The 14,128-nt window shown below is 44.6% G+C and carries 19 protein-coding genes; 10 read left to right on the plus strand and 9 right to left on the minus strand.

Annotation, left to right across the window (positions count from 1 at the left end):
* Positions 1 to 149: 149 nt before the first annotated feature.
* Positions 150 to 2,012, minus strand: coding sequence for a DEAD/DEAH box helicase (locus NKI27_RS18430; RefSeq protein ID WP_265047475.1), 1,863 nt, complete (start codon positions 2,010 to 2,012; stop codon positions 150 to 152).
* A gap of 476 nt (positions 2,013 to 2,488) precedes the next feature.
* On the opposite strand from NKI27_RS18430, the gene NKI27_RS18435 reads away from it, so the two are divergent.
* From NKI27_RS18435 to NKI27_RS18445, 3 genes are all read left to right on the plus strand, one after another.
* The gene (locus NKI27_RS18435; RefSeq protein ID WP_265047476.1) at positions 2,489 to 2,698 is read left to right on the plus strand and encodes a cold-shock protein; all 210 of its coding nucleotides are present in this window, start codon (positions 2,489 to 2,491) and stop codon (positions 2,696 to 2,698) included.
* Positions 2,699 to 2,709: 11 nt separating this feature from the next.
* A complete protein-coding gene (locus tag NKI27_RS18440; RefSeq protein ID WP_320109438.1) occupies positions 2,710 to 3,174 on the plus strand; it encodes an FKBP-type peptidyl-prolyl cis-trans isomerase in 465 nt (154 codons plus the stop codon).
* An 81-nt stretch (positions 3,175 to 3,255) separates the two neighbouring features.
* Positions 3,256 to 3,717, plus strand: coding sequence for a YaiI/YqxD family protein (locus tag NKI27_RS18445; RefSeq protein WP_265047477.1), 462 nt, complete (start codon positions 3,256 to 3,258; stop codon positions 3,715 to 3,717).
* Here NKI27_RS18445 and NKI27_RS18450 read toward each other — a convergent pair.
* From NKI27_RS18450 to NKI27_RS18470, 5 genes are read right to left on the minus strand one after another with little or no spacing between them, the layout of a single operon-like run.
* Positions 3,714 to 4,388: an alpha/beta family hydrolase gene (locus tag NKI27_RS18450; RefSeq protein ID WP_265047478.1), complete on the minus strand. Its 675-nt coding sequence runs from the start codon at positions 4,386 to 4,388 to the stop codon at positions 3,714 to 3,716. The two genes, NKI27_RS18445 and NKI27_RS18450, sit on opposite strands and share 4 nt — an antisense overlap.
* Before the next feature lie 2 nt (positions 4,389 to 4,390).
* Positions 4,391 to 5,698, minus strand: coding sequence for a CinA family nicotinamide mononucleotide deamidase-related protein (locus NKI27_RS18455; protein ID WP_265047479.1), 1,308 nt, complete (start codon positions 5,696 to 5,698; stop codon positions 4,391 to 4,393).
* A 6-nt stretch (positions 5,699 to 5,704) separates the two neighbouring features.
* Positions 5,705 to 6,397, minus strand: coding sequence for an esterase/lipase family protein (locus tag NKI27_RS18460; protein WP_265047480.1), 693 nt, complete (start codon positions 6,395 to 6,397; stop codon positions 5,705 to 5,707).
* A gap of 50 nt (positions 6,398 to 6,447) precedes the next feature.
* Complete coding sequence (locus NKI27_RS18465; protein ID WP_265047481.1) at positions 6,448 to 6,951, minus strand: DUF6942 family protein; 504 nt, start codon at positions 6,949 to 6,951, stop codon at positions 6,448 to 6,450.
* 50 nt (positions 6,952 to 7,001) lie between these two features.
* A complete protein-coding gene (locus NKI27_RS18470) occupies positions 7,002 to 7,763 on the minus strand; it encodes a transglutaminase-like cysteine peptidase (protein ID WP_265047482.1) in 762 nt (253 codons plus the stop codon).
* Between the two features lie 548 nt (positions 7,764 to 8,311).
* Between NKI27_RS18470 and NKI27_RS18475 the strand changes: the two genes are divergently transcribed.
* Entirely contained in the window at positions 8,312 to 8,488 is a 177-nt protein-coding gene (locus NKI27_RS18475) for a hypothetical protein (protein WP_265047483.1), read from the plus strand.
* 48 nt (positions 8,489 to 8,536) lie between these two features.
* On the opposite strand, the gene NKI27_RS18480 is transcribed toward NKI27_RS18475, so the two are convergent.
* Both NKI27_RS18480 and NKI27_RS18485 read right to left on the minus strand, forming a co-directional pair.
* Positions 8,537 to 9,028, minus strand: coding sequence for a hypothetical protein (locus NKI27_RS18480; protein ID WP_265047484.1), 492 nt, complete (start codon positions 9,026 to 9,028; stop codon positions 8,537 to 8,539).
* A 151-nt stretch (positions 9,029 to 9,179) separates the two neighbouring features.
* Entirely contained in the window at positions 9,180 to 9,308 is a 129-nt protein-coding gene (locus tag NKI27_RS18485) for a hypothetical protein (RefSeq protein ID WP_265047485.1), read from the minus strand.
* A gap of 29 nt (positions 9,309 to 9,337) precedes the next feature.
* Between NKI27_RS18485 and NKI27_RS18490 the strand changes: the two genes are divergently transcribed.
* The 5 genes from NKI27_RS18490 to NKI27_RS18510 all read left to right on the plus strand — a co-directional run bounded on the left by NKI27_RS18490 (position 9,338) and on the right by NKI27_RS18510 (position 12,644).
* Positions 9,338 to 9,727: a DUF393 domain-containing protein gene (locus tag NKI27_RS18490; RefSeq protein ID WP_265047486.1), complete on the plus strand. Its 390-nt coding sequence runs from the start codon at positions 9,338 to 9,340 to the stop codon at positions 9,725 to 9,727.
* Positions 9,728 to 9,862: 135 nt separating this feature from the next.
* Positions 9,863 to 10,702: a crotonase/enoyl-CoA hydratase family protein gene (locus tag NKI27_RS18495; RefSeq protein WP_265047487.1), complete on the plus strand. Its 840-nt coding sequence runs from the start codon at positions 9,863 to 9,865 to the stop codon at positions 10,700 to 10,702.
* 81 nt (positions 10,703 to 10,783) lie between these two features.
* Positions 10,784 to 10,999 (plus strand): YheU family protein, encoded by a 216-nt coding sequence (locus tag NKI27_RS18500; RefSeq protein ID WP_265047488.1) that lies wholly within the window; start codon positions 10,784 to 10,786, stop codon positions 10,997 to 10,999.
* Between the two features lie 83 nt (positions 11,000 to 11,082).
* Complete coding sequence (locus NKI27_RS18505) at positions 11,083 to 11,919, plus strand: SDR family NAD(P)-dependent oxidoreductase (protein ID WP_265047489.1); 837 nt, start codon at positions 11,083 to 11,085, stop codon at positions 11,917 to 11,919.
* Between the two features lie 131 nt (positions 11,920 to 12,050).
* Positions 12,051 to 12,644, plus strand: coding sequence for a hypothetical protein (locus tag NKI27_RS18510; RefSeq protein ID WP_265047490.1), 594 nt, complete (start codon positions 12,051 to 12,053; stop codon positions 12,642 to 12,644).
* Positions 12,645 to 12,687: 43 nt separating this feature from the next.
* Here the strand turns inward: NKI27_RS18510 and NKI27_RS18515 are convergent, their stop codons facing one another.
* Entirely contained in the window at positions 12,688 to 13,437 is a 750-nt protein-coding gene (locus tag NKI27_RS18515; protein ID WP_265047491.1) for a spermidine synthase, read from the minus strand.
* A 211-nt stretch (positions 13,438 to 13,648) separates the two neighbouring features.
* On the opposite strand from NKI27_RS18515, the gene NKI27_RS18520 reads away from it, so the two are divergent.
* Entirely contained in the window at positions 13,649 to 14,095 is a 447-nt protein-coding gene (locus NKI27_RS18520) for a hypothetical protein (protein ID WP_265047492.1), read from the plus strand.
* Positions 14,096 to 14,128 lie beyond the last annotated feature (33 nt).

A 14,128-nucleotide genomic window follows, 5' to 3' on the forward strand; every position in this document is an offset into this window, starting at 1 on the left:
TTTGGCGCGATTAAACACGGTACGTAATCATAGCGCTTAAGCGTGCGTCTAGCCTTGGCCGGGGCTTAGGCATAAAAAAAGGAGCAACCGTTAGGTTGCTCCTTTTTGTGCAATATTAAACTGCTTCGCGATTAAGAGCCGCGATAGAACTAATCTTCTTTAGGTTTTCTTACGCGAGGCTTTTTATCCGCAGGTCTTGAGGTAGGCTTTCCGCTTCCACTCTCATTAGATCTTCTAGGCTTACGAGAACCGCCGCCACCAGGCTTACCCCGATCGCCTCTGCCTCTTGGTGCACCGCGACCGCCGCGTGATGTACCCTCTTCACCGTCAAACGGAGCGATATTTAAAGACTGTTGACAAACCCACACTTTTTTCAGTGAATCCATCGTCTCTTTTGGCATACCTGAAGGTAAATCTACGGTACTAAATGAGTCAAATATTTGAATATGGCCAATATAGGTCGCTTCGATATTCGCTTCATTAGCAATAGCGCCTACGATATTGCCAGGCTTCACACCGTGGTCATACCCTACATCGATACGGAATCTTTCCATATCAACATCTGGGTTATCTTTTAAAGACTTTGCTTTACGCTCGCCTGACTTTCGTGGGCGCTCAGATCGCTCTCCACGCTCGGTTCGGCTTCCTCTCTCAGAGCGTTCGTTGCGCTCTGTGCGCTCACGACGCTCAGGCTGAGGCTTCAGTAATAGAGGTTCATCACCTTGAACTAGCTTGGCTAAAGCCGCCGCTACTTCAATAACAGGAATATCATGCTCTGTTTGATACTGCTCTAACAACTTCTGGAAAAACTCTAAGTTTCCACCTGCCAACGTATCCGTAATTTTTTGCTTAAATTTAGACACGCGCTGATCGTTCACATCTTCTGTGGTTGGCAGCGTCATTTTCTCTATTTTTTGCTTTGTTGCTTTTTCAATAGAGAACAACATGCGCTTTTCACGCGGAGAAACAAACAATATCGCATCACCGGTACGTCCAGCACGGCCAGTACGACCAATACGGTGAACATAAGCCTCTGTATCGTAAGGAATATCATAGTTCACAACGTGGCTAATACGCTCTACATCAAGGCCACGAGCAGCAACATCAGTGGCTATCAATATATCGATTTTATTGTTCTTAAGTCGTGCAACGGTACGCTCACGAACAGCCTGTGAAATATCACCGTTAAGGGCTGCTGCAGAATAACCACGCGCTTCTAGCTTTTCAGCCAGTTCAACAGTTGCCGTTTTTGTACGTACAAAAATAATCATGCCGTCAAACGGCTCGACTTCAAGTATGCGGGTTAAGGCATCCATTTTATGAAGGCCACTAACCTGCCAATAACGCTGGCGAATTGTATCGGCGGTAGACGTTTTTACTTCAATTTTAACGTGCTTTGGATCTCTCAAGTAACGTTCGGTTACTTTCTTGATTTGTGATGGCATGGTGGCTGAAAATAACGCAATCTGCCTTTCTGCTGGCGTCTGCTCTAATATCCACTCTACGTCATCAATAAAACCCATGCGCAACATTTCATCAGCTTCATCAAGTACAAGTGCTGATAGTTTATCTAGCTTCAATGTGCCGCGACGCATGTGGTCCATAACGCGGCCAGGCGTACCAACAACGACGTGAACGCCGCGCTTTAGCTGTCGTAACTGCCCATCGTAAGATGAACCGCCATAGATAGGCAGTACATGAAAACCTTTCATATAACGTGCGTAAGTTTGGAAGGCTTCGGCAACCTGAATCGCAAGTTCACGAGTAGGTGCCAACACCAATAATTGTGGTGATTTTTGAGAAAGGTCGATACGTGACAATAACGGCAACGCGAAGGCTGCTGTTTTACCGGTACCGGTTTGAGCTTGACCTAAAAGATCATGCCCGTTAAGAAGGTGTGGAATACTCTCTGCTTGAATTGGGGACGGTACTTCGTAACCCGCTTCTTTTACTGCTCTCAGTAATGGCTCAGCAAGCTCTAGTTGATCAAAGCTTAGTTCAGATGATGACATCAGATGTGCTACCTATAGATTGATGGCACACACATGAGTCATGTATTCGCCAACAGATTTTAAAAGGGTGCAGATTATACACTGAATAATCAAAACTTGCTTGTTATTTAGGCTAAAAGAGGTTAATAAATGATCAAATAGATGTCATATTGTGACTTAAAGTGTTTACAGGTCACACTTTAGTAACTTAAATCTTGCTTTCAAGGCTGATATTTTGACTGATTTTATTTAGTGCCACGCAATTTTAAGGCCGCATAATCAGTCTACCCTCGGTTGATATAGCATAAAAAGACAACTAAACTGGTTTTTAGAGCGCCATCTGGCTCCGTGTCTCATTAGTAAATCGTACGACAGTAATGCTTCGACCTTGCTTCTGACCCCCGTAAGTCCACTGTAACGCTTGCTCAACCTGCATCGCTTAATGATGCTCTATTTAGATTGTATTTATATACATCAGTACGAAGGATTAAAGAATTATGTCTGAGAAATTAACTGGAACCGTTAAATGGTTCAACGAAAGCAAGGGCTTTGGCTTCATTACTCGTGAGAACGGACCTGACTTGTTTGTTCACTTCAGCAGCATCGTGAGCGACGGCTTCCGTACTCTTCAGGAAGGCCAGCAAGTTAGCTTTACTGAAGGCGCAGGCCAAAAAGGCCCACAAGCTGAAAACGTAGAAGCTATCTAGGGTCTATTATTTTGAAAATAGCTGATAATATGGTCGTAAGCATCCATTACACCCTGACGAACAACGAAGGCGATGTAATAGATAGCTCAATAGACGACGCGCCCCTAAGTTACCTGCATGGCGCAGGTAATATTGTCCCTGGTTTAGAAACTGCACTACTCGGTAAATCGGTTGGAGAAAGTCTACAAGTGACTATTCAACCTGAAGATGCCTATGGTGAGAGACATGATGAGATGGTTCAACTTGTCCCCCGCGAAATGTTCCAAGGTGTTGAAGATATTCAGCCTGGAATGCAGTTTCAAGCAGAAGCCCCAGACGGCGGTGTTCAGATGATTATTGTTGCAGATGTTGCTGACGACGAAATCACAGTAGACGCCAATCACCCTCTGGCCGGCGAAGTACTTAACTTTGACGTAAGTATTGAAGCTGTTCGCGAGCCGACTCCTGAAGAGTTGGATCACGGTCACGTGCACTAAATCAGGCGCACTAACAAGTAGAGCTATCTGCTCTGCTTGTTCCTTTCCTTTTATCTCTCGTGTTTATACAAGGCTAATAAAATGGCAATATGGGTCGATGCAGATGCCTGCCCTAACGTAGTAAAAGAAATCCTATTCCGAGCAGCTCAACGCACTAAAATCCCATTAACACTGGTGGCAAATCAGCCTATTAGTACACCGCCTTCACCTTATATTAAATCTATTCAAGTGCCCTCTGGCTTTGATGTAGCTGATAACTATATTGCTCAAGAAGTGGTTAAGGGTGATTTAGTGATTACCGCCGATATTCCGCTTGCCGCAGATATTGTTGCTAAAGACGCGATAGCACTTAATCCGCGCGGAGAGAAATACACTAAAGAAAATATTAAACAGCGGCTTACCATGCGAAACTTTATGGAAGAAATGCGAGGAGCAGGTCAAGCAATGGGTGGCCCGCCCCCCCTAAATCAACAAGACCGACAAGCATTTGCAAATGCGCTAGACCGCTATATAGCAACACACTCGCGCCACTCTTCAGGCTAGCGCACGTCCTTTGATATGAGGGCAACAAAGTCGCTAATACGCTGAGTGGCAACTTGCATATTCTGCTGATGGGTCAGTCCCGACTTTACCCGTGGTTTAAAGTCATGATCACCATCTTCTAGCCATATAATATTAATCATATTAGAGAGCTTATAGTCGCTTACCCGCTCTTGATTACCCATCGGATCTCGTGTTCCTTGAAGAATCAACGTAGCTGTGGCGATCTCTGCTAGATGCTCAGTCCTTGGTTTTTCAGGCTTGCCCAATGCATGAAACGGATACCCTAAGCAAATCAGCCCACTCGGCTGAAGTTCATCAGCTAACAAGCTAGCCATTCGGCCGCCCATCGACTTTCCCCCTATAAAAATAGGTTCCTGATTACCGTGCCCTTCACTGTTTAGGGGCTCATCCAACTGATGCTTAACCTGACAAAAAGCCTCTCGCCAGCTTTCTAGCAATACTTTTTGGGTGTTAGGCGGGCGTTTTTTTCCTGTTTCTCTTCGCTCACACATATAAGGAAACTCAAACCGCCATACCCTAATGCCTTTTTTAGCAATGCTTTCTGCAACCGTATTCATAAACGCACTGTCCATCAACGCGCCTGCGCCATGAGCTAAAATCAAATTAGCGTTAACAGACTGTTCGGGCTCATTAATTAAAAAGTTGATCACGTTTATCGCTTCCCTTTAAGCGTGCTTGCTTTATATTTACGCTGTTTAAAATAAAGAGGGGGCTCATCTATATTCAGTAGTCGGCGACGAACAAGGTCTAACCCTACCGCTGCGACCATTTGCTGAAAATAATGTCTTGAGCCAGGGAAATACAATAGTTCAGCCTCTATTTTGTGGCGATCTCCCCAGGCAACCCAAACGGTACCTACCGGTTTCTCGTCCGTTCCGCCACCAGGCCCAGCAACGCCTGAGACTGCAATACCGTAATCTGAATCACTTTGTACCAACGCGCCTTGCACCATTTGACAGGCAACCTCGCGACTGACCGCGCCATGACACTCAAGGGTCTCTGGGTCAACGCCTAAGAGGTGGCTTTTTATTCGATTTGAATAACTCACGATACCCATTTCGAAGGCCGCTGATGCCCCCGCAATAGACGTAATTTGTGAGGCAATAAGCCCACCGGTGCACGACTCCGCCGTCGCTAATGTTTTTCCTTGCTGCTGTAGCAACCCCACCACCCGCTGCTGAAGTGTCTCGGACTGTTCAGAAATAATATGGGCACCGAGCAACGCTTTTAACCTAGCAATACAACTCGCTCGTTGTTGCTCGCCTTCAAGCGTGTGAGTGGTTAGCTTTACGTCTACAATCGGCATCGAGGCGCGAAATCCAAGCTCAACGGATTTCGGCCAGTCAGGCATGCTATCTATAACCATCTGTTGAATTTTAGATTCCCCTAAACCAAATACCGGTAAGTGAGACACCGTGGTTTTTTCTAGCCCTGGAAATCGGTAGTTGATTTCTTTGATGATCGTTTGATCAAGCATTTTTTCAAGCTCAGAAGGAACCCCCGGCGTACAAACTACCCAACAGTCATTATGATCAATTGAAAACCCTACCGCACTTCCGATCGGATTTGGCACAATAGTCACGCCTTTAGGAAGCCATGCCTGTTTACGATTCGGACCATCTAGCTTAAAATTTCGTTTGGCGCACCACGATTCAAGATGGGCAATGGCTTCAGCGTTTTCTTCTAAAGGCTGCACTACAACCTGAGCCAAAACCTCTGAGGTGAGGTCATCTATCGTCGGACCTAAACCACCATTAACAATCAATACGTCAGACATTGAAGATAGCGCAGCAATCTCTTGTTTCAAAAGCTCAACGTTATCGCCAACGGTCACCCTTCGACTGACAGAATACCCTTCTGCCTGTAACTTTTTGGCTATCAACGCAGAATTTGAATCGATAATATCACCGCTCATCAACTCGTCACCGGTTAATAGCAGTTGAATGCGTAAGGTCTTCATGACAGATTATTCCTCTAACGCCTTCGCCACGACACTAAATACTTTTGGATTAAACGGGTAACCAAAGTGACTGGTGGCGACTTCTATATTTCGCGTATGGTCGGTCTCTTTTTCTAACGAGCACTGCCAAGATACAACGCCATCATAACGACTGTGTATAGCGATGGTTTTAACGGGCGGTGGCTCAGCACGTCGATCAAAGGCTTCGGCATCTTTATGAGTAAAGGCTTTACCTGAGAGTATCAACGATAACTGAAATAAGTGATTTCCATAAGGGTTCCCAGTAAATGGGGTTCCCAAAGTAATCACAGAGTGGATATCGTCTTCTAGCTTGCGGCCTAACTCTCGCGCAAATACGCCGCCTAAGCTCCAGCCAATAATCGAAACCTTTTGCCCGGTTTGCTGGTGGAGCGCTTTAATCTGGTTATACAGTTGTTCTTTTATCGCCGGCGATGTCCCTTGGTTTATGCCCATCCCCCAGCCATAAGCTTTATACCCTTCCTTATTAAGATACCGTCGCAGCAAAATCGTCGTCAGATCACCCGCACCAAACCCAGGTATAACCAATACAGCACGACCTTTACCCACAGTCTTCTGCTTTAAAAAAGGGGTATTAAGCAAACCCGCACCTAATTCAATAAACGCTCGATTTTCAAGCGCCAGCATTAGTAAACTCGGTTTTTTGATGCTTGTATCCATTTTATTATTAGCCTTTGTTGGTTCCGTTGCACTTGTGGCTCAAATCTAAGCTACAACTCGCTGTTAATTATCGAGATTAACATATCCAGTTTTCGATTAGATAGTTGGCGATAATCAAAATAAGGCGCAATGATTATTTTTTTGGCGGTATTAAGGTAAAACCCGTCACCCACATCAACAGACGTATCAAGCACGCCTAACGTTTGAGCATAAGACTTGCCCGATACGATTAAGATCGTATCGCTAGCAGCTGGCAGGGTATTTAAAGGAGAGAAAATAAGGGTGTGACCGCACCCCTGCTGCAACAACACATGATCACGATATGCCTGCCAAGTAGGCTGCCCTCGTTGAGCAATTAGAAACATGAGCTTGGCATAAATATTAAATATCTTTCGCCAATGATTGCCCGTCGACTCAACAATGTGAGTAATATCACCGCTTTGCAAAGGCTTTAAGGTGTGCAACCCTTGATATTCTGGCATCGGAGGGCGGTTGCCTATGCATACCGCCAGACGGTAATGACGGTCACCCAACCCTACTATGTGATTATCCAATACGTATCACCTGAAACGAATAAAAAGTTTTTCAGGTAAGCTAACAAATATTAACCGTTAAAACTATAAACCGGTAACAAGTCAGGCCGCTCTGAAGCAGGTAAAATCCTGCCAATCATATTATCTAATATAAGCGGTTCTTTATTTGGCTCTTCGTAATACGCCAAAACCATATGAGCCTGATTAAGTCTAACCGCTTTTACGTAAGTAATACGAAGGTTTTCAGCCGGTACACCCATCGCTAACAAAGTAAAATACTTTGCAATTGAATAATCTTCACAATCGCCAGCATTCGTACTTAACAACTCCACAGGGCTAGCCCAATAATCTTCCTTGCCCCACTGTGACATATCCGTCTTAAACTCTGCTTCATTAAAAAAGTCATTTACCAGCGACAGTTTTCGCTCAATCAGTAACTTATCACTCAACAAGGTCATCGCCTGCCAGCGTTCAATCCGCTCTCTTGCAGCCGCGCCATGAGTCTCTTCAATGTCTATTAAAAAACCTTCTTCAAGCTCAATTGGCGCGTTTAGCCCTCTACTAAAAAAATCGCTTCGTTCATTATGTTTATTCCACCGCGCATATACATCAGATAGCTGCTCAGACTGATGAGCTTCAAGCCGTTTAAAATCATAAGAAGGTGGTGTCATATTACGATTTGGTAAAATATTTTCACTTAGTGTGCGAACAACCCACTGCAACCCGTTACCCGATTTAGGTAACGTCAATGCGTCTGCAGTCCCCACGTGAAGCAATACGGCCAAAACGAACACAATAAGCGTTAGTGTCCGCAACCTTAACGTTCGAATCATTATTGTCCCTGCTAGAAAGTCTTTAATTTCTCAGTTTTCATCAAAACAGGGCGTTAATTCTTTTTGATCACTACCTCTGATTTGATATTCCGTACCGTTATATCAATAATCGTACCCTCCCTATCGTTTTTATTGATGTATCAGTAAGTTAAAAACACTCAGGCATCAGGATTAGCAATTGAGCACACTCAGTCAGCGACTTTCTGTTGCTTTTTAGCAACAGAAATCATACGAAGATTAAATTAAATTATATATTTCAAATACTTAACATGTCGCCAAAAAGAGACAACACAACAACAACCGTGACTATGCGTCATATCACAAGGATATTATTTATCCCCCCCATCAGAGACGACCGCGTCAGCAACTGACCTTATGTGTCAGTCAGTCTTTCATTTATTAAAATAAAAAATATAACCGACTGTTTTATAAGCAAATATTGTATTGGCACGCTATTCGCTTTATCAAATAGAGTTAAGTAAGCAATAACAGTCAGACGCTAACGATAAATAGCTAAAGCATATTGAAAGCCGCTGCGGAGGCTCAGCATGACACACAGCAACATCATAAATATAAAAGATAAAGACGCTAAAAAAGCACTCAATTCATTAAACAGAATCACAGGGCTCAACTGGGAGTCGTTACCTGTATCGTTGGTAGCAGGCGGTTTGGTGTTTAATGCATCAAAGCAAGAAGACTACACCCTCAATAAAAAAAGGGCGTAACCCCTAGCCAGATAAAGGCTGATCGTCGATTGGACACGATAGAGAAGTTTATGCCGTTTTTAAGGTGTTAGATGTCACTGTTTTCGCCGTCAACTTCTGTACGTGAAGCTCATCGACAAACGTCAATTGCCCTTCACTTATACCCGCACAGCAAGCTTTAATATATTCAGGCGTTCCATCCGACTCAATGGTCACGCACCCCGAAAGCATCAGTGAGTAGTCAGCGCCGATATCAGCTTCATCTACCACCACAGCATACTCACCGCTACGGTCCTTATAGCAAATAACCAATGAGACTGTTTTCTGTGAACTATCAGGTACACGCATCCAAGCTGCTGCATTAAAGGTTAGTTTTACAGGTCCTTGTGTGCTTAATGCTTCTGCAGTGGGCTTTGGCGTTTTTCGCAACATACTCAAAAACGACTTACGCTTACCCGCATCAAGTAAATCTTTAGGCGAGGGCCCATCCATATATTCTGAGCGAGGAACGTCGACTAAGTGTTTGAGTTTAAGGAATTTGGTAGGAATTTTTTCATTCATTGGTCGATCCCACATAAAAAGTCATTCGTTAACACTATACGGCTAAAGACCTTATGATACGCTGTGCTAGTTCTCTTGTATTTAAACCCAGTTCACGCCCTAACAGTCAGTAACAAACCGCCTACAGACATTTACAATTTGAGTAGGCACATCAGGTTTCTGTAGCCGTGATGCAGCGAAGCGGAATCAAGAAATCGACACCACACCGCACAATCAGCCACCCAACCCTGACGCCAGTCGTGCCTCCTTTCATCAAGGCTACGATTACTACAAAGTTCATAATCTTACGAATGTGCCTATACTACTCATATGAAAGCAAATAAAAACCCTAAATCAAAGCAAGATAAAATACGTGTTTACTATGACGCAGCCTGCCCCGTTTGCCGCAAAGATAGAAAAATTTACGACGCCTTGGCAGGTAAAGATGCGGTCGAGTGGTGCGACATTACCGGTAATGACCAGCAGCTAATCGCTCAAGGAATAGCCCCCAAAGAGGCCTTGATCAAACTCCACGTGCAAAATGGTGAAGGGGTCATTACCAATGACATTGAAGCCTACGTGCTACTTTTTTCGAATATCTGGTGGCTCAAGCCACTCGCTTGGCTCCTCAATATACATTGGGTTAAAGAAATCTCACGCTCTCTCTACCGCAAGTGGGTTTTACGTCGACTAACAAAAGATGGCCGACTGAAACCTTAGGCTTTTAAACAGCATCACACCTCCCACCAGCCCAACACACGCTGAGCCAGCATTTTTTTGAAATTGACAACGTCAACATCACGTCGTACCTTAACTATATTGGCCGTGTAAATTTACTAAAATAAGGAACACTAAATGAGCTTTAAAAGCCTTGAAGTCAGCATCGAAAACCATATTGCCCACGTTAAGCTAAACCGCCCTAACGAATTAAATTCGATGAACACCGACTTTTGGAAAGAACTCCCTGTCGCCATCAGTGAAATAGACAACAAGGCAGAGGCACGGGTGATTGTGATCTCTTCAACCGGTAAGCACTTCTCTGCAGGTATGGATTTAGCGGTATTTACATCACCCAATAGTATTCCGATGAATGGCGACCCTGCGCGTATGGCCGAGAACCTGCGTAGAGCGGTACTTCAACTTCAACAAGCCTTTAACGTGTTAGAAGAGGCGCGTATCCCTGTATTAGTCGCCATTCAAGGTGGCTGCATTGGCGGTGCGGTTGATATGGTCAGCGCCTGCGATAGCCGTTACTGCACTGAAGATACCTTTTTTACTATCAAAGAAACGCAGCTAGGCATGACCGCAGACCTGGGTACATTGCAACGCCTACCTCACCTTATTCCACAAGGCATTATGAGAGAACTGGCTTACACGGGTCGAAAGTTTCATGCACAAGAAGCGAAAGAGATCGGTTTGGTCAATAAGGTCTTCCCAACACAAGACGCCATGCTTGACGGCGTAATGGAGGTCGCACGGGAGATCGCAAAACAATCCCCTATGGCGGTAGCCGGTTGTAAAGAGATGATCAACTATAGCCGTGATCACAGTGTGGCTGATAGTTTGAAATATATGGCGACATGGCAGTCAGGCATGTTCCGCCCTCAAGATATGATGAAGTGCTTTGGCGCTAAAGCACAAAAAGTGGATCCAGACTTTGAGCCTTTGCTACCGATAAAGCCGCTGTTTAGCTAACGCGTGTATTAACTAACGCTTTGTATCACTCGGGAGGGTATAATCGCTCTACCCTCCTCATTTAAGCTAAGCAGTAGCGCTATGATAATTCCCCACGATCAACTCAGTGAAGACGCCCTCAATAACTTGATTGATGAATACTGTATGCGAGACTGGGGACTTAATGAAACCGAAGAACCACTTGAAAGCCGGCGAAGACAAGTAGCTCAAGCATTAAAAAGTGGAAAGCTGGTGGTTTTGTATAGCGATTACAACCAATCGGCAGCGCTGACTCAGGCAGATCTGTTAGAGCGCTAGGTGACAAGGCATAACCTTTAGCCTAATCTGAAATGCAGGAGCGATTACTTACGCTCACGCATTCAAATAACAAAGGTATCTGCATGAAAGATTTTAATGGCAACGTTGCGGCCATCACTGGCGCTGCATCAGGCATTGGTCGCGCACTGGCGCTTGAATTATCGTTGCAGGGCTGCCATCTTGCCCTCTGCGACGTTGATAAAGTAGGCCTTGCCGAAACCGCCGCTCAGATAAAAGGGGTTAACGTCACCACCGCCATCGTCAATGTCGCAGATCGCCAAGCGGTTCACGACTGGGCTGATCAGGTCGTTAAAGATCACGGCAAAGTGAATATGATATTCAATAATGCTGGGGTCGCATTAGGCGGTACCGTTCAAGATACCTCCTACGAAGATTATGAATGGATAATGGGGATTAATCTTTGGGGAGTCATTTATGGAACCAAAGCGTTCTTACCTCATATAAAACAAGCAGGAGAGCCCGGCCACATCGTTAATGTCTCGAGTGTTTTTGGTTTATTCTCTCAACCAACCCAAAGTGGTTATAACTTGTCTAAGTTTGCGGTTCGAGGGTTTACTGAATCCCTCCGTCAAGAGTTAGACCTAGATCAGTCAAATGTGACCGCTACGTCTATCCACCCAGGCGGAATTCAAACGAACATCGCACGAAATGCGAGAATGACCGAAAGTGTCGAAACGCTCACAGGTAACGCCAGCGCTGAAAACCTAAGAGAGCAATTTGAATCACTCTTTATCACCACACCAGAGCAAGCAGCCAAAACCATTTTAAAAGGCGTTAAACAAAACAAACGACGGGTTTTAATAGGGCCTGATGCCAAGGCACTGGATATTATGCAGCGCTGTCTACCGGTAAGCTACCAACGACTGGTCACCTCTGCATTTAAATGGGCTAGTCGCTAAGACGGCCCGCGGCAACCTCACCAACGTTATGAACAACGCGATATTGCTTCTGAGTTTTGGTATGGTCGTGATATCGTTAGTTTTAATTTCTCACACTCCTAAATACATTATTAGAAAAGCAGGCTGCCTAAATGAGATCGTTCTCTGAAGTATTTGAAGACTGGTCAAGAAAGCGACAGGTTATCAAGACCAACCGCCTTAAAACCGACATGCTTCTTACCTTTCTAAATACAGCAGACCAAGAGCAAAAAGCCACCCTGCTAGCGATGGCGACAGTATTTCGCTCTAGAGTCATCGACCGCTCAGAGCAGTTATCTGGCACCTTATATAATCCAATGCAAAGTGCCGATAAAAAAAGAAGGCTGATTTTTGAGTTGTTGCAGGCGGTGCAGAATAAAATGCAAGATGAGATGAAGACCGTTAAATCTCAACTAAAAAAGCTGCAATTAACCCCTAACAGCCAGCCACAAGAACATTGGGAGCTTTCGATTCTCGGCATGGATCTTTGGCTAATTACCCTCGGGGCCACCATTGACAATAAGCAACTCGTCAACTTAAAGCATATTTGGCAGCAACTCGACAGTGCTGCCGACGAGCTCCCTGAGACGATTAAACGCCTCAGGTCACTTGAAGAAGCCGGTCATGACCCATCTCACACCATGTTTGGTGATATTGATGATGAGACGTGGCTAGAAGAAAGTAATTATCGGCCTGCATGGTTTTAGCTTAACAAGCTGGGCTTATAAACCCGTACTTATAAACCCGTACTTATAAACCATAGTCTTCAAGACGCTTGAGGGGTGTCATCAAAGAGAACCCTAATTGTTCTGATAACGCTTTAGCGTTCTCTTCGAGCTTTTTATCATTTAAGTCATTGCTTCTTTTACCTGCTAATATCGTCCAATTGCCACCCGGCACACTACAGACCTTCGTTTCAGGAAACCAATCCATTAACGAGCGCAAGCCCTCCGCTTCGCCGCGGTGGTTTTGCCAGCAATTAAGCACTAACCAGCCATCATCCGACAACAGGTCATGGCAACGCTCGATAAAGGCCGGTTCAAGTTGCTGCTCATCCAACCCTTCCGGCCCATACAGGTCGCAAAAAATCAAATCGCTAGTACCACGCTTTGCCTTTCTTAAATAGCGCCCAGCATCCATTACTGTCACACTTAAACGCTCATCTCTAGGTAACTGAAAGAATCGATAGGCGGTGTCTACGACCTCTTGCCGTAGCTCGACCACTTTTAGTGTTGATAATGGAAAGTGATGATACATACAACTCACCAAGCTACCGCCACCCAAACCTAAAAAGGTAACGTTTTTAGGTTTATGGAAAAGCAGTACTAGCATCATTGAGCGCGCATAATCATGTAACAATAACTGCGGCTCTGTTTTCATGATACAGCTTTGCTCATCTCCGGAGCCAAAGCCTAAGTACCGCTTATTTCCATCATCAAACACCTGAATAGGGCCTAAATCATCATATGTTCGGAATATTTCTTTGCCTGGAAGAGACATAACTATTACCTTAGACTGCAGAGTGATATAACTCGCAATTTAAAAGACCATGTGAGTAAAATGGCGCCATTATCAGTTAATATCGTAGGTACTAGCAAATAAAGAATTCCTTTTGACCTTAGTATGTATCCCCTATAACGGCTCATGTAGAATGGGCCATACATATCACACCAAAATAACACTAAAATAACACTCTCAGGAGACTGTACAGATGAATCAAAACCGACTTATGTACACAAGACCGCTTATTTTTTCTATTTTTCTCGCGGTATTTATTGAAATCATAAACCTAGTGCTCTTCAGTTTTTTAACCGGGTCCTCAGAGCAGTTAGTGGATAAAACATTATGGACCGTCGGTGTAGGTGGAATTGGTATGGGCGCTGTTTTAGGGGTGTTTCTTGTTCTTTCGTTAGTCGGTCAGATAGAAGGCAAGCAAGCGATAATAGGTACCATTTTCTTTTCGGTTCTTATTTTGGGTGTCGTTGCCAAGCTAGCAGCTATTAAAATGGAAACCATCAATATCGCGTTTAATCTAAGTGAGTGGTCATTGCTCTACTTTCTCAATGGCGTTGTATCAGCAGCGATTGGGGGTGCGTTATTAGGCTGGTTGCTGTTCACTAAAGGCGGCAACAACCTATTAACACGCTTTGGTTTCTAGAGCCTTCTAGTACCTTGATTATGGCCGGTTTCA

The organism is Alkalimarinus alittae (genome assembly GCF_026016465.1).
In the GTDB taxonomy this organism is placed as follows: Bacteria; Pseudomonadota; Gammaproteobacteria; order Pseudomonadales; family Oleiphilaceae; genus Alkalimarinus; species Alkalimarinus alittae.

Coding starts and splice junctions, on each gene's coding strand:
- NKI27_RS18495 (WP_265047487.1), top strand. CDS start 9,863: ATGAGCTTTAAAAGCCTTGAAGTCAGCATCGAAAACCATATTGCCCAC.
- NKI27_RS18430 (WP_265047475.1), bottom strand. CDS start 2,012: ATGTCATCATCTGAACTAAGCTTTGATCAACTAGAGCTTGCTGAGCCA.
- NKI27_RS18510 (WP_265047490.1), top strand. CDS start 12,051: ATGAGATCGTTCTCTGAAGTATTTGAAGACTGGTCAAGAAAGCGACAG.
- NKI27_RS18475 (WP_265047483.1), top strand. CDS start 8,312: ATGACACACAGCAACATCATAAATATAAAAGATAAAGACGCTAAAAAA.
- NKI27_RS18435 (WP_265047476.1), top strand. CDS start 2,489: ATGTCTGAGAAATTAACTGGAACCGTTAAATGGTTCAACGAAAGCAAG.
- NKI27_RS18515 (WP_265047491.1), bottom strand. CDS start 13,437: ATGTCTCTTCCAGGCAAAGAAATATTCCGAACATATGATGATTTAGGC.
- NKI27_RS18460 (WP_265047480.1), bottom strand. CDS start 6,397: ATGGATACAAGCATCAAAAAACCGAGTTTACTAATGCTGGCGCTTGAA.
- NKI27_RS18485 (WP_265047485.1), bottom strand. CDS start 9,308: ATGAACTTTGTAGTAATCGTAGCCTTGATGAAAGGAGGCACGACTGGC.
- NKI27_RS18520 (WP_265047492.1), top strand. CDS start 13,649: ATGAATCAAAACCGACTTATGTACACAAGACCGCTTATTTTTTCTATT.
- NKI27_RS18480 (WP_265047484.1), bottom strand. CDS start 9,028: ATGAATGAAAAAATTCCTACCAAATTCCTTAAACTCAAACACTTAGTC.
- NKI27_RS18505 (WP_265047489.1), top strand. CDS start 11,083: ATGAAAGATTTTAATGGCAACGTTGCGGCCATCACTGGCGCTGCATCA.
- NKI27_RS18445 (WP_265047477.1), top strand. CDS start 3,256: ATGGCAATATGGGTCGATGCAGATGCCTGCCCTAACGTAGTAAAAGAA.
- NKI27_RS18470 (WP_265047482.1), bottom strand. CDS start 7,763: ATGATTCGAACGTTAAGGTTGCGGACACTAACGCTTATTGTGTTCGTT.
- NKI27_RS18500 (WP_265047488.1), top strand. CDS start 10,784: ATGATAATTCCCCACGATCAACTCAGTGAAGACGCCCTCAATAACTTG.
- NKI27_RS18455 (WP_265047479.1), bottom strand. CDS start 5,698: ATGAAGACCTTACGCATTCAACTGCTATTAACCGGTGACGAGTTGATG.
- NKI27_RS18490 (WP_265047486.1), top strand. CDS start 9,338: ATGAAAGCAAATAAAAACCCTAAATCAAAGCAAGATAAAATACGTGTT.